The organism is Streptomyces sp. NPDC002602 (assembly GCF_042889445.1).
Classification (GTDB): domain Bacteria; phylum Actinomycetota; class Actinomycetes; order Streptomycetales; family Streptomycetaceae; genus Streptomyces.
Window position 1 is genome coordinate 38098 of the sequence record NZ_JBIAQX010000010.1, and the last position, 22823, is coordinate 60920.

A 22823-nucleotide genomic window follows, 5' to 3' on the forward strand; every position below is an offset into this window, starting at 1 on the left:
ACCATGACTTCGAACACCTCCGCCCCCGCGGTGGAGTTGCGGGCCGGGCCGCGGGAGTGGTTCGGACTGCTGGTCCTGCTGCTGCCGGTGACACTGATGACGGCCGACCTGGGCGTGCTGTGGCTGGCCACCCCCTACGTGACGGCCGACCTGCGGCCCACCAGCTCGCAGCTGCTGTGGACCACGGACATCTACGGGTTCCTGACCTGCGGATTCCTTGTCGTCATGGGAACCCTCGGTGACCGGATCGGCCGCCGCAAGCTCCTGATCCTGGGCTCGCTCGGCGTGATCGTCTCCTCGCTGCTCGCGGCGTACTCGACCAGCCCGGAGATGCTGATCGTGGCGCGCGCGCTGCTCGGCGTGGCCGGCGCCGCCGTGCTCCCGTCGACGCTCTCGCTGATCATCCACATGTTCAAGGACGACCGGCAGCGGGCCACCGCCATCGCCACCTGGGTCACCGCGCTCTCCGTCGGCATCGCCGTCGGACCCGTCATCGGCGGGGTGCTGCTCGACTCCTGGTGGTGGGGCTCCGTCTTCCTGATGGGCGTCCCCGTCATGCTCGTCCCGCTGCTGCTCGCGCCGGCGCTGCTGCCCGAGTACAAGGACCCCAACGCCGGCCGGATCGACCTCGCCAGCGTGGTGCTGTTCCTGGCCGCGATCCTGCCGATCGTCTACGCCGTCAAGAAGTTCGCCGAGATCGGCTGGAGCCTGGGCAACCTGGCCGCCCTGCTGATCGGCGCCGTCTTCACCGTGGTCTTCGTCCGCCGGCAGAACGCGCTGGAGACCCCGCTGCTGGACATGCGGCTGTTTCGGACCCGTGCCTTCACCGGCGCGCTGCTCACCCTGCTGTTCGGCATGATGGCGCTCAACGGCGTCGAGTACCTCGTCCCGCAGTACCTGCTGGTCGCCGGTGAACTCAGCCCGCTGGCCGCCGGTGTCTGGCTGCTCCCCGGAGCCGCCGGCCTGATCCTGGGCTCGCAGCTCACCCCGGTGTTCGCCAAGCGGATCCGGCCCGCCTTCGTCATCACCGCGGGCCTGGTCGTCACCCTGGTCGGCTTCTGGCTGACCGGGATCGCGGGCCCCGACAAGGACGGCATCGTGCCCGCCGCCCTCGGCCTCGCCGTGATCATGTTCGGTGTCGCCCCGATCAGCGTCCTCGGCACCTCCCTGGCCGCCGGCGCGGCCCCGCCGGAGAAGGCCGGTTCCGCCGCCGCCACCGGGCAGACCGCGTACGACCTCGGGCTCGCCCTGGGCATCGCGGTGACCGGTTCCATCGCCGTGGCCGTCTACCGCGGCGCGGTCGACGACAACACCCCGGCCGGGATCCCCGCCGAGGCCGCCGAGGCCGCCCGGGACACCGTCGGTGGCGCCACCGACGCCGCCGCCTCCCTCCCCGCCGACCTCGGCGCCCAGTTGGTGGCCGCCGCGCGCGACGCGTTCACCTCCGGCTTCCAGGCCACCGCCTGGGTCAGCGCGGGACTGGCCGTCGTCACGGGCGTCATCGTCCTCGCCCTGCTGCGCCACATCCCCGCGATCGGCGCGCCCGCCGCCGAGGCCCCGGCCGAGCCGGAGCAGACCGGGACCGCGGAGCCGGAGACCGGCACGCGGCCGGCCGCCGCGGTCCGCGAAGAGTCCACCACCCGTGCCTGAAGGGGATGACATGACCGCCCAACCCACCACGGCCACGACCGAGTACGCGGAACCCTTCCTGCTGGGGGTGCTCGCCTCCGGAGGTCTGGACGCCGAGTACGTGCGCGGCGAGGGCAACACCCTTCACCTGCGCGACGAGGACGGCCGGGAGATCCCCGTCCTGGACTACGTCGGCGGCTACGGCTCGCTGATGCTGGGGCACAACCACCCCGGGATCAACGCGTACGCCAAGGAACTGCTGGACGCGCAGACGCCCGTCCACGCGCAGTTCTCGAGGCACCCGTACGCCAACGACGTCGCCGAGGTCCTCAACCGGATCATCCAGCGCGAACGCGGGGACGACGAGCAGTACTACGCCATCTTCGCCAACAGCGGGGCGGAGGCCGTCGAGGCCGCCATCAAGCACGCCGAACTCGACCGGGGGCTGCGCCTGACGGCGCTCTCCGACGAGATCGCCGCCCACCTGGCCGACGTGCGCGGACAGGTCGAGGCCGGCGCCGCGAGCGTTCCGGCCGCCGTCGCCGAGTCCTTCGAGGACCTGGTCGCCGACGTCCTCGCCCGCAACGAGGCGCAGCGCGGGCGCGGCCCGCTCTTCCTCGTCCCCGAGGGCGGCTTCCACGGCAAGCTCGCCGGCAGCGTGCAGCTCACCCACAACGAGGGGTACCGGCTGCCGTTCAAGGCACTGGCCGCGCAGTCCCGGTTCGTGCCGCGCGACCGGCCCGGCACGATCCGCAAGATCATCGACGAGGAGCGCGCCCACCTGCTCGACCTCGTCGTCGAGGGCGGTCAGGTCCAGGTCGTGGAGCGGGACTTCCCGCTCTTCGTGGCCTTCGTCCTGGAGCCCGTCCTGGGCGAGGGCGGCATCCACGAGCTGAGCCGGGAGTTCGCCGACGAGATCCAGGAGGTCTGCGCGGAGACCGGGATCCCGATCGTCATCGACGAGGTGCAGACCGGCATGGGCCGCACCGGCAGCTTCCTCGCGGCCACCCACCTCGGGCTGCGCGGCGACTACTACACCCTCGCCAAGAGCCTGGGCGGCGGCATCGCCAAGGCCGCCGTCATGCTCGTGCGCAAGCCGCTCTACCGCGGCCAGTTCGAGCTGGCGCACAGCTCCACGTTCGCCAAGGACAGCTTCTCCTGTCTGATCGCCCTCAAGGTGCTCGAACTGATGGAGGCCGACGACGGCGAGGTCTACCGGCGCGCGGCCGAGCGCGGCGAGCGGCTGCTCGCCATGCTCCGCTCGGTCCGGGACGACTTCCCCGAGACGGTCAAGGACGTGCGCGGCCGCGGCCTGATGCTGGGGTTGGAGTTCCACGACCAGTCGGGCTCCTCGGCCGAGCCGCTCAAGGCGGTCGCGCAGAGCGGGTTCTTCGGGTACTTCGTCGCCGGGCACATGCTCCGCGCGCACCGGATCCGGACGTTCCCCACCTCCAGCGCCGTGAACACCCTGCGGTTCGAGCCGTCGGTGTACCTGACGGACGAGGAGATCGGGCGGCTGGAAGCGGCGCTCCGCGACGTGTGCGTGATCATCCGGGACACGGATGGCGCGAGTCTCGCACCGATCGCCTGATCAAAATCAGACCGCTCGTGCTGTTTAGGGGTTGAGAATCAGTCGCGAACCCCTTGAGTGGCCGGCGAGCAGTCCCCCCGAGTGGCGGCAGACCCTCCGTGGTCACCCCACTGCCAGAGGGCCCGGGATCCCCCCTCCCGAGCCCTCTGGCCTTTTGTTTTACCGAGGTTGAGGGCTCTTGGGCAGGCGTCTGGATGACCCTTCTTGACCCCCCGATGTGCTCATCTAACCTTTTGACAAACCGGCGTGTTGGTTTGTAATCTTCCGGTCGAGTGAGCATGAGCTATCAGCCGCAGGACCGGGGGAGATATGCGCTTTCGGATGTTGGGTCCGCTGGAAGTGATGTCCGCTGACCAGCCGGTACCGCTCGGTGGCACCAAGCCGCGCGCCACACTGGGATACCTGCTGTTGCAGGCCAACCAGGTCGTTCCCACCAGCCAACTGCTCGCCGCGCTCTGGAGCACCGACAATGCTCCGGTCACGGCGCGGAAGATCCTTCAGAACGCCGTGTGGGGACTGCGCGGCATGTTGAACCAGTGCGACCCCGGCTTCGACGGGGCGCCCGCCGAGCTCGTCACCCGGGCGCCCGGCTACATGATCCGCGTCGATCCCGACCACGTGGACCTCCACCTCTTCCGCCGGCGCGTGCGCCAGGGCCGCGCCCTGCTGTCCGGCGGCTCCCCGCACGAGGCCGCCAACCGGTTCTGCGAGGCACTGGAGTTGTGGCGCGGCCCGGTCCTGTCGGACCTGGTCGAGACCGGCACCATGTGGCCGGAACTCATCGCCGTGCAGAACACCCGCCTCGACGTCCTGGAGGACTACTTCGAGGCCAAGCTGCGCTGCGGCCAGCACTACGCGGTCCTCGGCGAGCTGGAGACCACCGTCGAGGCGGAACCGCTGCGCGAGCGCGCCTCCGGGCAACTGATGCTGGCGCTCTACCGCTGCGGGCGGCAGGCCGACGCGCTCGGCGTCTACAACCGCATCCGGGTCACGCTCGTGGAGGACCTCGGCCTCGAACCGGGCCACGAGCTGCGCCGCCTCCAGCAGGCGATCCTGGCCCACGACCCGACGTTGAACCTCGCCCCCGCCGCGGTGGTCCTCGGCGGCTCGGCCCCGGTCGGGGTCCCCGGGGGACAGGTGCGCCGGCGCGAGGACGTCCGGGAGACCCGCCCGGCCGGCCGCGGTACGGCCCCCGGGGAAGAGCGCCCCGAGCGCCGGCACGAGGACCGGGACCTCCGTGACGATCTCCGCGAGGACCGCGACGACGACCTGCGCGAGGACCGTCGGGACGACCTGCGCGAGGACCGCCGCGTCGACCACCGAAACGACCCGCGCGTCGACCACCGTGACGACCCGCGCGAGGAGTTGTACGAGGAGCGGTACGAGCAGCGGTACGCGGACCCGCGCGAGGACCGTCGCGAGGACCGGCGGCGGATGCTGGCCGCCGTGCCCACCCACCCCCGCGGCCTGCTGCTGGCCGAGCGCCCGGGTTCGCCCCGCGCCGCGTCGGTCAGACGGTCGCAGCCCACCCCCCAGCCCCTGTCCCGGGCCGTGGTGACCGAGCGTCGCCGCATCAGCGTGCTCCTCGTACAGACCCGGATCACCGCGGAACGACCCGGCGGCGCGCCCGAGTTCATGGACGAGATGTTCGAGAGCGTCAACGCCGTCGCCCGCCGCCGCATCGAGCGCTTCGGCGGCGACGCCGTCACCTCGATCGGCGCCGTCTCCCTCGGTCTCTTCCGGGCGGACGGCGACGAGGACAGCGCCCTGCGGGCGGTCCGCGCGGCGGCGGCCATCCGCGACCGGCTCACCGACCCGGCCACCGACGGCGCCCCCAACCCCTCGCCCTGGTACGGGTTGACCCTGCACGCCGCCGTCGCGACCGGCAACGCGCTGGTCCGCTTCCGCCCCGACGACCCCTCCGCCGCGCCCTCCGTCAACGGCGCGCTGCTGGACACCTGCCAGTGCCTGCTGGAACTCTCGCCGGCCGGCGAGATCCAGCTCTGCGAGGCCACCCGCGAGGCGCTGGAGGTCCCGCTCGGAGGGTCGCTCGGGGTCCTGCGCGAACGCGGGCCGGCCCCCACCGGGGTCTGGGCGGTCTGAAGCCGTCCGACCCCGGATCCGGGGCGCGGGATTCCCGCATTTTCGATGCCCTTACCAATTGATTCGGACCTCCACAAGCGGAATTGGTCACGGATTACTTCACGATGGAATCTGGCCGATAATCTGCGTTTCAAAGGGATTGACGGCCATTCACTCCACCCCGCCTCCAGTCGGTGTGCGGCGTGATGTCGAGTTCCGTGACTCCAGAACCATTTCTTCGTGGAGGTACACGCTAATGACCGGAGTTTCCCGCCGGGTGTTCATGAGACACACCGCGGCCGCCGGCGGCGCGGCCCTGGCTCTGCCCGCACTGGGCGGCTGGGCGGGCGAGGCGTTCGCCGCCGAGCCGACGGCCGCCGCCGGCATCGCCACGACCTCCCTGGTCACGGTGGCGCCGTCCGACCCGCGCTACGCGAGCCTGGTCGCGGGGGCCAACGGCCGCTGGGTCGGCACCCCCGACCACGTGCTGGTCGCGAGCACGCCGGACCAGGTGGTCCAGGCGGTGCAGGAGACCCTCGACCGCGGGGTCCGGTTCGCCGTCCGCAGCGGAGGCCACTGCTACGAGGACTTCACGAGCAACGCCAACATCCGCGTCCTCATCGACATCTCGGCGATGACCGCCGTGGCCCACGACGCGAGCCGTCGCGCCGTCGCGGTCGAGGCCGGCGCCCAGCTCGGCAGCGTGTACGAGACCCTGTACAACACCTGGGGCGTCACCATCCCTGGTGGCACCTGCCCGACGGTCTCCGTCGGCGGTCACATACCGGGCGGCGGGTACGGTCCGCTGGCCCGCTCCCACGGAGTCACCGTCGACCACCTGTACGCCGTCGAGGTCGTGCACGTGGACAGCGCGGGCGTCGCCCGCAAGGTCGTCGCCACCCGCGACGCGAACGACCCGAACCGCGAACTGTGGTGGGCGCACACCGGCGCGGGCGGCGGCAACTACGGCATCGTCACCCGCTACTGGTTCCGCAGCCCCAACACCACCTCCACCGACCCGGCCCTGTTCCTGCCCAAGGCGCCCCGCGAGCTGATCATCTCCGAGGTCGCCTTCTCCTGGACCGGCATGACCGAGGCCGCGTTCACCCGGCTGCTGCACAACTTCACGAAGTGGCACGAGGACAACTCCTCGGCCACCTCCCCGTACGCCAAGCTCTTCAGCGCGATCAAGCCGCGGCACAAGCTGGCCGGCGAGTTCCTCATGAGCTCGCAGATCGACTCGGCCCTGCCCAACGCCGACCAACTCCTCGACGACTACCTCGCCGCCATCGTCGCCGGCACGGGCCTGACGTACCGGGTGGACACCCGCCGGCGCGTCGACTGGCTGTACAACGTCCTGCACTGGCCGGGTCTCGGCGGCTCCGGCTTCGAGGGCAAGGGCCGCTTCAAGGCCAAGTCCTCCTACCTGCGCAAGACCATGCCCCCCGCGCAGATCAAGGCGTTCTACAAGCACCTCACGCGCAACGACTACACCAACTCCGCGGCCCTCGTGGAGATCGCCGGCTACGGCGCCGCGGCCAACCTGCCGTCCTCCTCGGCGACCGCCACCGCACAGCGCGACTCGATCATCAAGATGCTGTTCGTCAACCTCTGGGCCACCCCGGCCGAGGACGCCGCGAACCTCGCCTGGATCCGGGAGTTCTACCGCGACGTCCACGCCGCGACCGGCGGCGTCCCCCGCCCGGGCGTGGTCAACGACGGCGCGTTCATCAACTACGCCGACGCCGACCTGGCCGACTCGACCCTGAACACCTCGGGGATCGCCTGGCACCACCTGTACTTCAAGGACGGCTACTGCCGCCTGCAGGCGGCGAAGAACCAGTGGGACCCGCGGAACGTGTTCCGCCACACCCTGTCGATCAGACTGCCCTGATCCACGGGCCGACCGCCCTGATCCACGGGCCGGCGCACCGACCGGGCCCCCGGCCCGAGGGACGACCCCTCGGGCCGGGGGCCTTCGACGTGTGACCGCGAGCGCGCGACGCGACCGAATGACCGCGACCGAATGACCGCGACCGAATGACCGCGACGCGCCGGCGGAACCGGGCGCACGACGGACGCCGCCGCCCCCCTGTGCGGTGGAGGCGGCGGCGTCCGGGTTTCCGTGTGCGGACGGAAGACCGATCGGTGTGGGGACCGAAACCCGACGTCGAACACGTGACGTCGGTTGTGGGGGTGGGTCAGATGCCGAGGCCGGATCCGCCGCTGACGTCGATGTTCTGGCCGGTGACCCAGCGGGCGTCGTCGGAGGCGAGGAAGGAGACGACGTCGGCGACGTCGCCCGGCTGTCCCACGCGGTTGAAGACGGAGAACGCGGCGGCCTGGGCCTTGGCTTCGGGGATGGCCATCCACGGGTGGATGTCGGTTTCGATGGTGCCGGGGGAGACGGCGTTGACGGTGATCTGGCGGGAGCCGAGGGTCTGGGCGAGGGTGAGGGTGAGGACCTCGATGGCGCCCTTGCTGGCGGCGTAGGAGGTCATGCCGGGGAAGGCGACCTTGGTGACGCCGGAGGAGATGTTGATGATGCGGCCGCCGTCGCGCAGGCGGTCCAGGCCCTTCTGGATGATGAAGAAGGGGGCCTTGGCGTTGATCGCGAAGACCTTGTCGTAGTCGGCCTCGGACACCTCGTGGATCAGACCCGGGCCCGCGATCCCCGCGTTGTTCACCAGGATGTCCAGGCCCGCGGTGTCGGAGTGCGCGCCGATCCGCTCGTCGAAGGCGGCCCACAGGGCGTCGGCGTCACCGGCGACACCGAGAGCGGAGCGGAAGGCGAAGGCACGGCCGCCCGCGGCCTCGATCGAGTTCACCGTCTCCTTCGCGGCGGCCTCGTCGCTCGAGTAGGTGAGCGCGACGAGCGCACCCTCCTTGCCCAGGCGCTGGGCGATGGCGCGGCCGATGCCCCGGCTGCCACCGGTGACCAGAGCAGTCTTGTTCGTGAGGGCAGTCATTCGGATACTCCCAATTCTTTTGTCCAGGCGCGGCCGCTGCAGATGAGGTCGCAAGTGTGATGCTGCCCGGCCCCGCTCATCGGCCGTTCACCGGCGGGTCATCGTCCGGTGTCGGAAACGAATCCACGAATTACCATCGGCCCATGACACAGAATTCGGTTCAGAATCCCGCACCCGCACCCGATCCCGTACTCGTCATCGGCGGCACCGGAAAGACCGGCCGCCGGGTGGTACGCCGACTCACGGAAAGCGGAGTCCCGGTCAGGTCGGCCTCGCGCTCGGGCGAAACCCGCTTCGACTGGCTCGACGAGACCACCTGGGGCCCGGCCCTCGACGGCGTGTCCGGCGTGTACATCGTCCAGAACGACACCGAACCGCGCACCCGCGAACTCGCCCGGCGCGCCGCCGACGCCGGCGTCCGCCGCCTCGTACTGCTCTCCGCCCGCGGGGTCGACACCCCCGGCTACTACGGCGAGGACCCCTCCACCAGCGACGCGTTCCTCGCCGGCGAGGCGGCCGTCCGCGAATCCGGCCTCGCCTGGACGGTGCTGCGCCCGGGCTGGTTCGCCCAGAACTTCGACGAGGGCTTCTTCAACGAGGGCGTCCTGTCGGGCGAGTTGCGGCTCCCGGCCGGCGACGGCGCCGCGACCTGGATCGACGTCGAGGACATCGCCGCCGTGGCCGTCGCCGCCCTGACCGAGGACGGCCACGACGGGCAGACGTACGAACTCTCCGGCCCCCGCGCCGTGTCCCTGCCCGAGGTGCTCGACCTCATCGGGGCGGCGACCGGCCGCAAGGCCACGTACACGCCGCTCTCCACCCCGGACTTCATCGCGGAACTCGGCGCGCAGGGCGTGCCGGCCGCCGACGCCGCGATCTGGGCCGCGGCCCTCTACCCGGTCCAGCAGGGCTTCGAGGCGAAGGTCTCCGACGGGGTGCGGCGCGCCCTGGGCCGGGAGCCGCGCGACTTCGCCGACTACGTCGCGGCGGCCGCCGAGTCCGGCGCTTGGCGCGCTTGAGTGGTTGTGTAGTCGCATTGGCCAGTCTGTAGGGGTCTACCACGTTTTGTCAGGACGACGAGACGCCTCTCGGATCTGGAAAGGATCAAGCATGAGCATCGTCGAGGAAGCGCCGACCGGCCCTCCGCCGGCCGCGACCATGGGGTCGAGGGTGGCGGAGCTCGCCGAACTCCGCGAGTCGGTCATCGCCGGCCCCAGCGAGAAGGCGACCGAGGCGCAGCGGAAGAAGGGCAAGCTCACCGTCCGCGACCGCCTGGAACTCCTCTTCGACAAGGGCACGTTCACCGAGGTGGAAGCCTTCCGGCGGCACCGTGCGACCGGGTTCGGCCTGGAGGACCGGAAGCCGCACAGCGACGGCGTGGTCACGGGCTACGGCCAGGTCGACGGCCGGCCCGTGTTCGCGTACGCCCACGACTTCCGCATCTTCGGCGGCGCCCTCGGCGAGGCTCACGCCCAGAAGATCCACAAACTGATGGACCTCGCCGAGAAGGCCGGGGCGCCCATCATCGGCCTGTGCGACGGCGCGGGGGCCCGCATCCAGGAGGGCGTCACCGCCCTCGCCGGATACGGCGGCATCTTCCAGCGCAACGTGCGCAATTCCGGCGTGATCCCGCAGATCAGCGTGATCATGGGCCCGTGCGCGGGAGGCGCCGCATACTCGCCGGCCCTCACCGACTTCGTCTTCATGGTGCGCGGCACCTCGCAGATGTTCATCACCGGCCCCGACGTCGTCGCCGCCGTCACCGGCGAGCAGATCACCCAGGACGCCCTGGGCGGCGCCGACGTGCACTCCTCCGTCTCGGGCGTGGCGCACTTCGCGTACGACGACGAGGAGCACTGCCTGGAGGACGTCCGGCACCTGCTCTCCTACCTGCCCTCCAACAACCGGGAACTGCCCCCGGCGGAAGTCGCCGACGACCCGGCCGACCGCCGTACGGAAGCCCTCCTGGACCTGGTGCCGGCCGACCCCAACCGGGCGTACGACATGCACAAGGTCATCGAGGAGATAGCCGACCACGGTGAGTTCTTCGAGGTCCACGAGCGGTGGGCGCCGAACATCATCTGCGCGCTGACCCGCCTCGGCGGCCAGGTCGTCGGCATCGTCGCCAACCAGCCGCAGAACATGGCCGGCGTCCTCGACATCCAGTCGTCGGAGAAGGCCGCCCGGTTCGTCCAGCTCTGCGACGCCTTCAACATCCCGCTGGTCAGCCTGGTCGACGTACCCGGCTTCCTGCCCGGCGTCGACCAGGAGCACAACGGCGTCATCCGACACGGCGCGAAGCTGCTGTACGCGTACTGCAACGCGACCGTCCCGCGGATCTCGCTCGTCCTGCGCAAGGCCTACGGCGGCGCGTACATCGTCATGGACTCCCGCTCGATCGGCACCGACATCGCACTGGCCTGGCCGATCAACGAGATCGCCGTGATGGGCGCCGAAGGCGCGGCCAACGTGGTGTTCCGCCGCGAGATCGCCGCCTCCGACGACCCCGAGGCCACCCGCTCGGCGCGCATCGACGAGTACCGCGAGGAACTGATGCACCCGTACTACGCCGCCGAGCGCGGCCTGGTCGACGACGTCATCGACCCGGCCGACACCCGAGCCGCGCTGATCGGCGCCCTCGCGGTACTGCGCGGCAAGCACGCCCCCCTGCCCAGCCGCAAGCACGGCAACCAGCCCCAGTAGAGGGAGAGACCCGATGGCGGTACGAGCGGTCCCCACCGAGCCGGACACGTCGGAGTTCCTCTCCGCCCAGGCCTGGCGCATCACCAGCGGCTCACCGGCCGCCGAGGAGGTCGCCGCGCTCGCGGTGGCCCTGTCGGCGGTCATGCGGGCCCGGGCGGCCGAGGCGATCCGGCTGGCCGAGGAGGAACAGGAGCGGGCCGCGGCCCGCTGGACGCCCTCCGCGGCCCGCCGCCGCGCGGCCACGTCCTGGGCCGCGGGCGCCCAGCCCACCTGGGCCAACACGGCCTGAGCGGCGCATGACCGACCCCCGCACTGCCCGAGGCCGGCGTGATCGACCCCCGCACGGCCCGAGGCCCCGCCCCACCGCACGGTGGGACGGGGCCTCGGGCCTGTCCGGCCGGCGGCCGGGACCGTACGGGCCGTGCTCCGCGGTCAGGCGCGCGCCGAGTCCGGCAGGCGCTCCGCCGGCGGCGCCTCGACCCGTGCCTCCGGGACCTCCCGCGCCCCGGACGACTCGCGAGCGGACCGCAGCGCACCGCGCCGCGCCCACGCCAGGGCCGGCACGGTCACCCCGATCAGCACCAGCGCCACGTACGACATGGCGTCCACCGGCGAGGCGGGCGGGTTGACCCACCCGTTGAGGTACACCCAGCCCATCGCCGTCGCCCCGAGCACCGCCGTCAGGTACGACAGCGGCCTCACCACCCGCTCGCGCACCAGCAGCACCACGTGCGCCGCGCAGATCAGCACGTACGGGAACACCCACAGGTAGACGATCAGCGTGGCCAACGCCGAGTACACCGACAGCAGCGACTCCGGGTAGGCGAGCAACGCGACCGCGAGCACCGCGAAGCCGATGACCGCCAGGACGGTCACGGCGACGGTCGGGGACCCGTGCTCGGGGTGCGCGCGCCCCACCCGGCGCGGCAGCAGGCCGTCGTCCGAGAGGGTCGCCACGAACCGCGACCCGAAGTTCACGAACCCGATGAGGCCCGCGAAGGTCGCCACCGCCAGCACCAGGTCGGTGGCGCTCGCGAAGGTCTCGCCCAGCCCCGCGTTCAACGCCAACGCCGCCGCGGGCGACATGCCCGCCGCCAGGTCGTCCGCCGCCGCGAACAGCCCCGGCACCTGGAGCACCGTCGCCACCAGGTACACGACCCCGAGCAGTACCGGAATGCCCAACACCGCGAACGGCACGTCCCGCTTGGGATCCTTCGTCTCCCGCGCCAGCGCGGCGCAGCTCTCGAAGCCCATCAGGAACGTCGCCCCGGCCGCCATGCCCTGGAAGACCCCGCTGAAGGAGAACCCGCCCTCGAAGGACAACTGCTCCGCGAGGTGCAGCCCGGTCGTGGCCGCGCCGGCCACCACGACCACACCGACCACCGGGATCGCCACGGCCATCAACACCACCGCCGCCTTCACCGACAGGTCGACGCCGCGCCGCGCGAACAACACCGCGATCAACAGCGCCACCGCGTACACCGCGAGCTGCGCCGGCACCTCCAGGCCGGCCGCGAACCCCCGGGACAGCAGGAAGCTGCCGACGTACACCCCGATCACCATCGTGATGCCCCCGATCATCGCCGCGTAGCCGAGCAGCAGCGCGGCGGCCGCCACCAGCCGGGCCCACGGGCCGAAGACCAGCGAAAGGTAGGAGTACAGCGAGCCGTTGGCGACGTGCCGGCGCGCGAAGGTGACGACCGACAGGCCGACGAACGTGGTCACCGCGGCCGACAGCAGGGCGGACAGCCAACTGCCGTTCCCGGCCGAGACGAACATCAGGGCGGGCACCGCGGCGAGACCCACCGCGGGAATCATGCTGGCGACGGCCAGACCGACGATCTGGCCCCGGGACAGTCGCCGGGGTTCCGTTTCCGTGCTGGACATGGGGCGCGCCTCCAAGGGCGGGAGCGGGGGAGAGGGGAGCGGAAAGGTGACCGCTCAGGGCTCGGTGGGAGTTCGATGGGGAGTTTCGGTCGGGAGTTCCCGTCGGGGGTTCCCGTCGGGGGTTCCGGTCGGGAGTTCCGTTGGGGAGTTCCGTTGGGGAGTGGCGAGAAACGGATCGAAGTCTCGCCACGCCGTCTCACGGCGCGGTAACCCACGGCCCACCGCCCGCTCGGGCACGACGTTCGCCCAGGCTGTGGGGGTGCCTGTAGTACCCGTCCAAGGCCTCTCGACCGGCGGTCCACCGCCTCGACCGACCCTGGAAGTCGACTCGACAGGATGTTGAAGGAGAGAAGACATGGCCAATGACTGGTTCCGGCGGTTCGGTCCCGCGTCCGACAGCGACACGCGCCTGTTCTGCTTTCCGCACGCGGGCGGCGCGGCCAGCGCCTACCTCGCGCTGTCGCAGGAGCTGACCCCCGAGTTCGACGTCCTGTCCGTGCAGTACCCCGGTCGTCAGGACCGCCGGATGGAACCCGCCGTGGACGACATCGGCCGGCTCGTCACCGCGCTCGCCGACGAACTCGCCGCCGGCTCGGCCCTCGGACCCGGCCGCCGGGGCGACGATCGCCCGTACGCTTTCTTCGGGCACAGCATGGGCGCCGTGCTCGCGTACGAGCTGACCCGCGAACTCGACCGGCGCGGACTGCCCGCCCCCGAGCGGCTGTTCCTGTCAGGCCGGTTCGCCCCGACCCCGCTCGGCAGCGCCAGCGACCGGCTGGACACCGACGAGAAGGTGATCGCCATGATCCGCACGCTCGGTGGAACGGTCGGGAGGGTCTTCGACGACCCCGACCTGCTGGAGATGGTCATGCCGCCCCTGCGCGCCGACTACAAGGCCATCGGTTCCTACGCCTGGCGGCCCGGCCGCCCCCTCGACGTGCCCTTCACCGTGCTCGTCGGCGACCGCGACCCCGTCGTCCCCGTCGAGGACGCCGCCGCCTGGCGGGTGCACACCGCCGCGGGCAGCGACGTACGGATCCTGCCCGGCGGGCACTTCTACCTCGACCACAGCGTTCCACAAGTGGCCGCCGTCATCCGCGCCGCACTCCACCGCAGCGGCGCGAGCGCGTTGGGGGCCGCCTGATGCCGACCGGCCCCGGCAGGCTGCTGGCCATCAGCGACCTGCACGTCCGCCACGACGAGAACAAGAAGGTCGTCGACGGCCTGCGACCGGAGACGGAACACGACTGGCTGCTGCTCGCCGGGGACGTCAGCGAGTCCACCGTCGACTTCGAGGAGACCCTCCGGCTGCTGAGCGACCGGTTCGCCAAGGTGATCTGGGCGCCGGGCAACCACGAACTGTGGACCACCGCCGCCGACCCGGTCCAACTGCGCGGCCAGGCCCGCTACGACCACCTCGTCGGGATCTGCCGCCGCCTGGGCGTCATCACCCCCGAGGACCCGTACCCGGTGTGGGAGGGCGCCGGCGGCCCCGTCGCCGTCGCCCCGCTCTTCCTGCTGTACGACTACACGTTCCGGCCCGCCGGAGCCCGCACCCGGCAGGAGGCCATGGACATCGCCGAGCGGGCCGGCGTCGTCTGCACGGACGAGTTCTACCTGCACCCCGACCCCTACCCCAGCCGCCAGGCATGGTCCCGGGCACGCGTCGCGCACACCGCCGCGCGGCTCGCCGAGATCCCGGACCACCTGCCGACCGTGCTGGTCAACCACTATCCGCTGGTCCGCGAACCCACCCGCGTCCTGCGGTTCCCCGAGTTCGCCCTGTGGTGCGGAACCGAGGCCACCGAGGACTGGCCCGTCCGCTTCCGGGCGGCGGCCGTGGTCTACGGACACCTGCACATCCCGCGCCTGATCCACCAGGACGGGATCCCCCACCACGAGGTCTCCCTGGGGTACCCGAGAGAGTGGAAGCAACGCGCCACCGCCCCGGCGGGCGCCGTACGGATCCTCGCGGAGCGCACATGATCGAGGAACTGCTGGTCCCGGGCACGGCCGCCGTGGAGTCCTTCGCAGACGACCCCGGGGCCCTGGCCGACCTCCACCCCGAGGAGGAACTCCTCGTCGCGGGCGCCGAGGACGGCCGCCGACGGGAGTTCGCCACCGTACGGCGCTGCGCGCGCGAGGCCCTCGGCAAGCTCGGTGTCGCCCCCGCGCCGATCCTGCGCGACCCGAAGGGGGCGCCCCGGTGGCCCGCCGGATTCGTCGGCGCGATGACCCACTGCCGGGGCTACCGGGCGGCCGTCGTCGCGCCCGCCGGGAAGGTGGCCGCGCTCGGCATCGACGCCGAACCGAACCTGCCGCTGCGCAGCCGGGGCGTCGCGGACCTGGTGACCGTCGAAGGAGAACGCGCCTGGCTGCCCGAACTCGCCACCCGCCGACCCGAGGTGGAGTGGGAGCGGCTGCTCTTCAGCGCCAAGGAGAGCGTGTACAAGGTCTGGTACCCGCTGACCGGACGCTGGCTGGACTTCCAGGACGCGGAGATCACCGTCGACCCGGCCTGGTCGACCTTCCACGCCAGATTGCTGGTGCCCGGCCCCGAGATCGACGGGGTCCGGGTCGACTCCCTCGACGGCGGCTGGCTGGTCCGGGACGGCCTCATCGTCACCGCGATCACGGTGCCCCGAGGCGAGAGCACGCCACCCTGAGGTGAGGTCGTATCAGCGGATGATCGCACTTGGTGAACATGGGTGACGTGGTGTCAGTGTCAGGTGCTTTCATGAGCAGGTTGCGCGGGGAGGCGCAACGCGACCATCGAGGGGGATGCGGCCGTGCCCTGGATCACCACGTACATGAAGTCGGACGGCACCGAAGTCGGGGGCCGTCTGCGGCCACCACTGAGCCTCCGCCAACCTGAAGCCGCAGGTCAAAGGGCTGGTGTGACCGGCTCTCGGGATGCTCACGCTGGTTGTGGGCCACTGCCTGCGAAGTAGATCGTCCGCCCCCCGATTTTCGTCATCCGCGGGCTATTAGGGTTGTCCTATAGGCCTTGAGCTGCGGCAACGGTGGGACAGATAGCCGTTGCGGGCGAGGTGGGGGGCCTTCGGGACACGATCGCGAAGGCAGATGAAAGGGTTCTGGTGTTGGAGAAGTCCTCTCCGCTGTGGTGGCTGTTCGCCGCGGTCAGTGTGGTTCTGTATCTCGCCGTGTTGTTCCCTGGGATGGTCAACCGGCGGCAGATGATCTGGGTGTCGTGCGGTCCGGTGGCAGGGTTCCTGGCGACTGTGGCCTTCAGCGCCAACTACGAGTGGTCTCTGAACGAGCTGCTTCCCGTCTACTGCGGGGGGATCCTGGGCATCGCCCTGGGTGTCGTGGGCCACTGGAAGGCGATGCGTGCCTTCATGACGTGGCGTGCGGAGAACCCCGGCAAGCCTGACGACGAGGGACCAGGTGTTCCCTGGGTGCTCCAGATGGCTTTCACGCTGCCGATTTTCCTCGGTGGCGCGTTGTGGTACATGAACGCCTACTGACCTCAGCGGTTGACTTCGAGGTTCGTCAAGACGAGCAGAGCTCGCAGGAGCTGGGTGGCGCGGGCGGGATCGGTTCGGAGCTTGGTGAGGATCCGCCAGTTCTTCAGGTGAGCGAAGCCGTGCTCGACCGGTGCACGTCCGACGGCGAGGACGCGGTTGGCTCCCTTCTGGCCCGGGGTGAGCTCGTGAGTGCGGCTGGCGGCGTAACCAGTGACGATCACGGGGTCGAGAAGGTCGTTGTCCAGACCGCGGAAGCCGAGGTCGGCCAGCGCCCCGAGGCCGGCGGCTCGCAGGTGGGCCAGGATGTGGTCGTGGCGGGCGGCGGTGTTGTCGTGGGTGCGGCCGGGCCGGGCGGCGGATATCCAGATCAGACGGCCCTTCTCGTCGGTCAGGGCGAGGAAGTGCAGGCCGTGGCTGCGGTGCTTACCGGAGTAGTTGCGCCGGTCGGCCTTGCCGGTGCGGCGCTGGGTGCGGATAAGGGTGCCGTCGATCAGGACCACCTCCCCGCCTTGCCTGGCGACCTTCTTCAGCGCGCGGTCCAGGCGCGGGGCCCGGGCGGCGAGCAGCCCGATCAGCTCGTCGCGCCGGCGGCGGACGGTGGACTCGGACACGCCGTTGCCGCCCGCCATGTCGGCCAGGCGCTGATCGTGACGCAGCACGGCCAAAACGATCACCGCGATCTTCCCCGGCGGCAGGATCCGCCACCTGGACCGAATCGCTTTCAGACGGCGCCGCAGCAGGTCGGCGAGATGGTTGACGGTACTCGTGGACAGCGACAGACGGCACTGGTAGGTAAGCGGGCAGATGTCCTCGGCAAGATTCCTGACACTCGTCACACAGGTCCAACGGCCGCCGGGAGCAACCCGGTTACACCAACACCGAGGGCTCCGTCCGGCGGTGCTCCTGGTCACAGATGGGTGGTGAACCGACCGTCGGGGAGTTTCCGCAACCAGCCGCGATCGACGCTGCCTGCCGCACGGCGGCGATGATGCGCTGGTAGTCCCACGGCAGCGCATCCTGCTCCACTCCCGACTCGCGGTACGGGATCAGCATCACCGCCCGACCGCCCACCTGCCCAGGTGTCGGCCGGGCGGAGGCGCGTTACTCGGCCAGCTGCCTGGCGATCCGCTCAAGGACACGTTCGGCGACAGCGAGTTCGTCCCGCTCGGCCCGCACTTCCGCCAGCTGTTCGGCCAGCTGCTCTTCGAGTTCGTCCAGTTCCGCTCGGCGCGCGGTGATCCGTTCCACCAACTCGGGATCCAACATGGATCGGATCGTAGAAGGCCGCTCGGATACAGCAAACAGGAATCAGCAAACCGGTCCCCGCCAGACGATCTACTACTCAGACAGTCGCCCACGACCAGCACGAGCGCCCCGAGGACCAACCACACCAGCTCTTTGACCTGCGGCTTCAGGTTGGCGGAGGCTCACTCGTCTTCCCCGCACGGCGAGCGGCCGGTGACCCGGCGCCCGCCCGCACGGCGGCGCAGGCGCGGTGGCAGCGCACGGCGTCGCAAGGGCGGCCGCTCGGAGGAGCTGTGGCTGCTCGGCCTGGCCGCGGTGGTGGCCTTCAGCCTGGTCGTGGCACTCCTGTCATGGCTGGCCGCCCACCCGTGGGTCCTGATCCTGATCCTGGTGGCAACGGTCGGCGGCGGATGGCTCTGGCTGCGACGGCGCCAGGAGGCGGCCCGTTGGGAACAAGTCCGGGCCCGGGGGCTGCGCTACGCCGTCGAGCAGCTCGACGGCCTCCACTACAACGACTTCGAGTTCGCCGTGCGGGACCTCATGCACCGCGACGGCTGCGCCGACGCGCAGAAGGTCGGCGGACGGGGCGACAACGGCGCGGACGTGAAGGCCACCGACCCGTACGGCCGCCGCTGGGTGATCCAGTGCAAGCACCGCAAGGCAGGCTGGTCCGGCTCCGCGGTCGGCACCCCGGACCTCCAGGTCCTCAACGGCACCGGCCGCCAGGTCCACGGCGGCGATGTCCTGGTCATGCTCACCAACGGCCGCTTCTCCGGACCCGCGCTCGCCTTCGCCAAGTCCCAGCACCTCCACCTCGTCGACCGCCACCTCCTCGCCCAATGGGCCGGCGGTTCCCGCCCCCTGTGGGAACTCCTCAGAGCCGTTCCACCACCCAGGAAGCCCAGCGCGCTCTCCTGAAGGGGCGGGCCCCCCGGCCTCCGACCCGGGGTCATCGCAGAGCCCGACGCCGTCAAAAGCCATGGCAGTCAAGGGAGTCGAGTGCCAGGATCTGCTTCCATGACACAGAATCCGGCCGGCGCGACACGCGTGTCCACGGCTCTTCTCGCGCTCTCGACCGTGCTCGTGGGCCTGATGGCCGGCCTGTTCTTCGCCTTCGACGTCTCGGTGATGCCCGGCCTCGCGGCCGGCGACGACCGTACGTACGTGAGCGCCATGCGCTCCTTCAACGCGGCGATCGACGGCAGCGGCCTCTTCGTCACCGTGTTCCTGCTCGCCCTGGTGGCCGCCGTGGCCTCCGCGATCGTCGAGTTCCGCGCGGGCCGTCGCGGCACCGCCCTGTGGGTCGCATCGGCAGCCGTCGCCTACCTCGTCGTCCTGGTCATCACCTTCGCGGTCAACATCCCGCTGAACAACGACCTGGCCGCCGGTGGCGACGTGGCGAAACTGACCGACTTCTCGATCGTGGACGAGTTCAAGGGCACCTGGGTCACCACGAACATCATCCGTACCGTGGTGTGCACGGCCGCGCTCACCGCGCTCACCCGCGCGCTCATCCTGTACGGCCGGGCCACCACGACCCGTTGAACCAGCGGCCGGTGACCGGCGCCCCTTCGCCGGGCGCCCGGCCGTCAGGCGCTCGACGACCGCTCGTGGAGCGCCGGCGCCCGGCCGTCAGGCGCCCTGGACGAGCAGCGCCCAGGCCAGGAACCCGGCGCTCGCCGTGCAGAGCAGCGTGCGCCACACGTTGGCCCGTACCCACGGGCTCTCGAACGCGCGGCGAACGGCGGCCGGGTCGGCGATCCCGTCGACCGGGCCGGCCTTCTCCAACGCGTTGTTCAGCGGAATGTTCACCACACCCGTCACGACCATCGCCAGGACATAGCAGACGAACGCCGCGATCAGCGGCACCAGCGCGCCGTCGGGACCGTCCACCACGTGGAGGCCCAGCGCGAGCCCGGTGAAGACCAGGGCGCCGAGGTAGCCCAGCATGAACCAGCCGTTGAGGATGGCGACGTTGACGCGTTGCATGACCTCGATGACGATCCGATCGTCGCCCCGCTTGAGGGCCGGCATGACGGACACGGAGAACCCGTAGAAGAGACCGCTCATCAGCCCCACCGTGATCGTCGCCGCGATCAGCGACGCGTACCGTACCGCTTCCACGCAGGCCCCCCGGTCGTGTGGCTCGTCCGATGTGCGGCCGATCATACGGTCCACCTCACACCGTGCCCCAGGGAATTCCTTCGAGTCCGAGGACTTGTCCGATCAGCTCAACCCCTGCCTGACCTCGTCCGGAGGCGGGGTACGCTCCGGCTCCCGGCCCCGCACGGCCACCTGAGACTCCCGAGAGGATCACTTTCGTGAAGGACCACAAGGACAGGCTGGACGCGCTCCGGGCCGACATCGAGCGCCGCAATCCCGCCCAGCCCGAGTTCCACCAGGCCGTACGCGAAGTACTGGACACCCTGGCCCCGGTGTTCGCCGCCCGGCCCGAGTACGCCGACCCGGCGGTGGCTCTGGTCGAGCGGCTGACCGAACCCGAGCGGCAGATCCTCTTCCGCGTGCCGTGGCAGGACGACCGGGGCCGCGTCCACGTCAACCGCGGCTACCGGGTGGAGTTCAACAGCGCACTGGGCCCGTACAAGGGCGGCCTGCGCTTCCACCCGTCGGTGGACATCGGCGTGGTGAAGTTCCTCGGCTTCGAGCAGGTCTTCAAGAACGCCCTCACCGGTCTCGGCATCGGCGGCGGCAAGGGCGGCAGCGACTTCGACCCGCACGGCAAGTCCGACGCCGAGGTCATGCGCTTCTGCCAGTCCTTCATGACCGAACTCCACCGCCACATCGGCGAGCACACCGACGTCCCCGCCGGTGACATCGGCGTCGGTGGCCGCGAGATCGGCTTCCTGTTCGGCCAGTACCGGCGCATCACCAACCGTTGGGAAGCCGGCGTGCTCACCGGCAAGGGCAAGGGATGGGGCGGTTCCCTGATCCGCCCCGAGGCCACCGGATACGGCAGCGTGCTGTTCGCCGCCGAGATGCTCGCCGTGAGGGGCGCCTCCCTGGACGGCCTGACCGCCGTGGTCTCCGGCTCCGGCAACGTCGCCCTGTACACGATCGAGAAGCTCCGGCAGCTCGGCGCCAACCCCGTCACCGCCTCCGACTCGCAGGGCTACGTCGTCGACGAGAAGGGCATCGACCTGGAGCTGCTGCGCCAGATCAAGGAGGTCGAACGCGGCCGGGTCAGCGAGTACGCCCAGCGGCGCGGCGCCTCGGCCCGTTTCGTACCCGGCGGCCGGGTCTGGGAGGTCCCGGCGGACGTCGCCTTCCCGTCGGCGACCCAGAACGAACTGACGGAGGCCGACGCGCTGACCCTGGTGCGCGGCGGCGTCCAAGCCGTCTCCGAGGGCGCCAACATGCCCACCACCCCGGAGGGCGTGCGCGTCCTCCAGCAGGCGGGCGTGGCCTTCGGCCCCGGCAAGGCCGCGAACGCGGGCGGAGTCGCGGTGAGCGCCCTGGAGATGGCGCAGAACGCCGGCCGGGTGTCCTGGAGCGCGGAGCGCGTCGAGGACGAACTGGCGGGCATCATGCGCTCGATCCACGCCGTCGCCCACGCAACGGCCGAACGGTACGGCGCCCCCGGCGACTACGTGACCGGAGCGAACATCGCCGGCTTCGAGCGGGTCGCCGACGCGATGCTGGCCCAGGGCGTGATCTGAGCCCACCCGCGGTGCGCCGCACCGCACCGCGCCGTCGCGGCTCCCTCAGGGGCCGCGACGGCGCGAGCCCCTCACACACGCACGCAACCCCTCACACACGCAACCCCTCGCCACCGCCCGGCGATCGGGCCCGTAGCCTGACCCTGCCATCATCCATCGGATCACCAGGGAGCTGCCGCGTGCTCACCACACTGGACGGCGTGTACGGAGACCGTCCCGACGCCCTCACCGTCGCCGGCCGCACCTCCTCCTACGAGGAACTGCTGGGAGCGGCCTCCGCCGTGGCCCGCGACATCACCACGGGCGGCGCACCGGCCGTCGCGGTGACCGCCACCGCCTCCCTGGAGACCGTCGCCGCCACCGTGGGCGCGCTGCTCGCCGGGGTGCCCCTCGTACCACTGCCCCCGGACGCCGGCCCCGCCGAACGCGAACACATCCTCCGGGACTCCGGCGCCGCGCTCCTCGACGTGGACTACACCCGCCGCGCCGACGCCCCCGCCACGCCCGCGGCCGGACCGACCGACCCCGCCCTGATCCTGTACACGTCCGGTACCACCGGTCCCCCCAAGGGCGTCGTCCTCACCTCGGCCGCGATCGCCGCCGACCTCGACGCCCTCGCCGAAGCCTGGCAGTGGACCGCCGAGGACACCCTCGTACACGGCCTGCCCCTCTTCCACGTACACGGACTCGTCCTCGGGGTCCTCGGCGCCCTGCGCACCGGCAGCCGGCTCGTGCACACCGGCCGCCCCACCCCCGAGGCGTACGCGCAGGCCGCCGGCAGCCTCTACTTCGGCGTTCCCACCGTCTGGTCCCGGATCGCCGGTTCCCCGGCCGAGGCCGCCGCGCTCTCCCGCGCCCGGCTCCTCGTCTCCGGCAGCGCCGCCCTGCCCGCGCCGGTCTTCCGGGACCTGGAGGCCTTGACCGGCCTGCGCCCGGTGGAGCGCTACGGAATGACCGAGACCCTGATCACCCTCAGCGGCCGGGCCGGGGGAGAGGTCCGCCCCGGCACGGTCGGTACCCCGCTGCGCGGCGTCCGCACCCGTATCGCCGCCGAACCGGGCGCCGAGATCGGGGAACTCCAGCTCACCGGGCCGACGCTGTTCTCCGGTTACCTCGGCCGCCCCGAGGCGACGGCGGCCGCGTACACCGAGGACGGATGGTTCCGCACCGGCGACATCGCCGCCGTCGACGAGAGCGACGGGGTCCACCGCATCGTGGGCCGGGCCTCCATCGACCTGATCAAGTCCGGCGGGTACCGCATCGGCGCGGGCGAGATCGAGAACGCACTCCTCGACCATCCCCGGGTCAGCGAGGCGGCCGTGGTCGGTCTGCCGGACGCGGACCTCGGCCAACGGATCGTGGCCTTCGTCGTCGCGCAAGGCGTCACCGGCACGGAACTCACCGACTTCGTCGCCGCGCACCTGTCGGTCCACAAACGCCCCCGCGAGGTCCGCTTCGTGACCGCCATCCCGCGCAACGCCATGGGCAAGCCCCAGAAGAAGCTGCTGCTGACGAACGACTCGGAGGGCCGGCGATGACGACTCCCCCTCCC

Annotated in this window: 20 protein-coding genes; 15 read left to right on the top strand and 5 right to left on the bottom strand. The window is 71.2% G+C overall.

Annotated features, from left to right (window positions below):
- Positions 1-3: 3 nt before the first annotated feature.
- From ACFYW3_RS24450 to ACFYW3_RS24465, 4 genes are all read left to right on the top strand, one after another.
- A complete protein-coding gene (locus tag ACFYW3_RS24450; RefSeq protein ID WP_351755268.1) occupies positions 4-1650 on the top strand; it encodes an MFS transporter in 1647 nt (548 codons plus the stop codon).
- 10 nt (positions 1651-1660) lie between these two features.
- Positions 1661-3220 carry an aminotransferase class III-fold pyridoxal phosphate-dependent enzyme gene (locus ACFYW3_RS24455; RefSeq protein ID WP_351755271.1) on the top strand — a complete coding sequence of 520 codons (1560 nt, stop codon included), beginning with the start codon at positions 1661-1663 and terminating at the stop codon, positions 3218-3220.
- A 342-nt stretch (positions 3221-3562) separates the two neighbouring features.
- A complete protein-coding gene (locus ACFYW3_RS24460) occupies positions 3563-5323 on the top strand; it encodes a BTAD domain-containing putative transcriptional regulator (RefSeq protein WP_389387328.1) in 1761 nt (586 codons plus the stop codon).
- Positions 5324-5558: 235 nt separating this feature from the next.
- Positions 5559-7196, top strand: coding sequence for an FAD-binding oxidoreductase (locus ACFYW3_RS24465; protein WP_389387329.1), 1638 nt, complete (start codon positions 5559-5561; stop codon positions 7194-7196).
- Between the two features lie 307 nt (positions 7197-7503).
- Here the strand turns inward: ACFYW3_RS24465 and ACFYW3_RS24470 are convergent, their stop codons facing one another.
- Positions 7504-8271 carry an SDR family oxidoreductase gene (locus tag ACFYW3_RS24470; protein WP_053680598.1) on the bottom strand — a complete coding sequence of 256 codons (768 nt, stop codon included), beginning with the start codon at positions 8269-8271 and terminating at the stop codon, positions 7504-7506.
- A 143-nt stretch (positions 8272-8414) separates the two neighbouring features.
- Between ACFYW3_RS24470 and ACFYW3_RS24475 the strand changes: the two genes are divergently transcribed.
- From ACFYW3_RS24475 to ACFYW3_RS24485, 3 genes are all read left to right on the top strand, one after another.
- Positions 8415-9290 carry an NAD(P)H-binding protein gene (locus tag ACFYW3_RS24475; protein WP_389387330.1) on the top strand — a complete coding sequence of 292 codons (876 nt, stop codon included), beginning with the start codon at positions 8415-8417 and terminating at the stop codon, positions 9288-9290.
- Between the two features lie 91 nt (positions 9291-9381).
- A complete protein-coding gene (locus ACFYW3_RS24480; protein WP_351755282.1) occupies positions 9382-10974 on the top strand; it encodes an acyl-CoA carboxylase subunit beta in 1593 nt (530 codons plus the stop codon).
- A gap of 13 nt (positions 10975-10987) precedes the next feature.
- Entirely contained in the window at positions 10988-11263 is a 276-nt protein-coding gene (locus ACFYW3_RS24485; protein WP_365999409.1) for a hypothetical protein, read from the top strand.
- 143 nt (positions 11264-11406) lie between these two features.
- On the opposite strand, the gene ACFYW3_RS24490 is transcribed toward ACFYW3_RS24485, so the two are convergent.
- Complete coding sequence (locus tag ACFYW3_RS24490) at positions 11407-12861, bottom strand: APC family permease (RefSeq protein ID WP_389387331.1); 1455 nt, start codon at positions 12859-12861, stop codon at positions 11407-11409.
- 355 nt (positions 12862-13216) lie between these two features.
- On the opposite strand from ACFYW3_RS24490, the gene ACFYW3_RS24495 reads away from it, so the two are divergent.
- The 4 genes from ACFYW3_RS24495 (at position 13217) to ACFYW3_RS24510 (ending at position 16349) form a co-directional block, all read left to right on the top strand.
- Positions 13217-14005 carry a thioesterase II family protein gene (locus tag ACFYW3_RS24495; RefSeq protein ID WP_389387332.1) on the top strand — a complete coding sequence of 263 codons (789 nt, stop codon included), beginning with the start codon at positions 13217-13219 and terminating at the stop codon, positions 14003-14005.
- A complete protein-coding gene (locus ACFYW3_RS24500; protein ID WP_351755293.1) occupies positions 14005-14847 on the top strand; it encodes a metallophosphoesterase in 843 nt (280 codons plus the stop codon). Before ACFYW3_RS24495 ends, ACFYW3_RS24500 begins: the two co-directional genes overlap by 1 nt.
- Complete coding sequence (locus tag ACFYW3_RS24505) at positions 14844-15527, top strand: 4'-phosphopantetheinyl transferase (RefSeq protein ID WP_389387333.1); 684 nt, start codon at positions 14844-14846, stop codon at positions 15525-15527. The genes ACFYW3_RS24500 and ACFYW3_RS24505 overlap by 4 nt, the downstream gene beginning before the upstream one ends.
- A gap of 357 nt (positions 15528-15884) precedes the next feature.
- Complete coding sequence (locus ACFYW3_RS24510) at positions 15885-16349, top strand: hypothetical protein (RefSeq protein ID WP_351755299.1); 465 nt, start codon at positions 15885-15887, stop codon at positions 16347-16349.
- Positions 16350-16351: 2 nt separating this feature from the next.
- Here the strand turns inward: ACFYW3_RS24510 and ACFYW3_RS24515 are convergent, their stop codons facing one another.
- Both ACFYW3_RS24515 and ACFYW3_RS24520 read right to left on the bottom strand, forming a co-directional pair.
- Positions 16352-17008: a transposase family protein gene (locus tag ACFYW3_RS24515; RefSeq protein ID WP_351755302.1), complete on the bottom strand. Its 657-nt coding sequence runs from the start codon at positions 17006-17008 to the stop codon at positions 16352-16354.
- Between the two features lie 442 nt (positions 17009-17450).
- On the bottom strand, positions 17451-17615 hold the full coding sequence (locus ACFYW3_RS24520) for a hypothetical protein (protein WP_389387334.1): 165 nt from the start codon (positions 17613-17615) through the stop codon (positions 17451-17453).
- A gap of 192 nt (positions 17616-17807) precedes the next feature.
- Between ACFYW3_RS24520 and ACFYW3_RS24525 the strand changes: the two genes are divergently transcribed.
- Both ACFYW3_RS24525 and ACFYW3_RS24530 read left to right on the top strand, forming a co-directional pair.
- Positions 17808-18512: a restriction endonuclease gene (locus ACFYW3_RS24525; protein ID WP_351755307.1), complete on the top strand. Its 705-nt coding sequence runs from the start codon at positions 17808-17810 to the stop codon at positions 18510-18512.
- 99 nt (positions 18513-18611) lie between these two features.
- Positions 18612-19139 (top strand): DUF1772 domain-containing protein, encoded by a 528-nt coding sequence (locus tag ACFYW3_RS24530; protein WP_351755310.1) that lies wholly within the window; start codon positions 18612-18614, stop codon positions 19137-19139.
- A gap of 87 nt (positions 19140-19226) precedes the next feature.
- Here the strand turns inward: ACFYW3_RS24530 and ACFYW3_RS24535 are convergent, their stop codons facing one another.
- Positions 19227-19763 (bottom strand): DUF1772 domain-containing protein, encoded by a 537-nt coding sequence (locus ACFYW3_RS24535; protein ID WP_351755313.1) that lies wholly within the window; start codon positions 19761-19763, stop codon positions 19227-19229.
- Positions 19764-19915: 152 nt separating this feature from the next.
- On the opposite strand from ACFYW3_RS24535, the gene gdhA reads away from it, so the two are divergent.
- Together gdhA and ACFYW3_RS24545 are read left to right on the top strand one after the other, a co-directional pair.
- Positions 19916-21271, top strand: a complete 1356-nt coding sequence (gdhA, locus tag ACFYW3_RS24540; protein ID WP_351755316.1) for an NADP-specific glutamate dehydrogenase — start codon at positions 19916-19918, stop codon at positions 21269-21271.
- A 179-nt stretch (positions 21272-21450) separates the two neighbouring features.
- Complete coding sequence (locus ACFYW3_RS24545) at positions 21451-22809, top strand: AMP-binding protein (RefSeq protein ID WP_351755319.1); 1359 nt, start codon at positions 21451-21453, stop codon at positions 22807-22809.
- Positions 22810-22823: the final 14 nt, after the last annotated feature.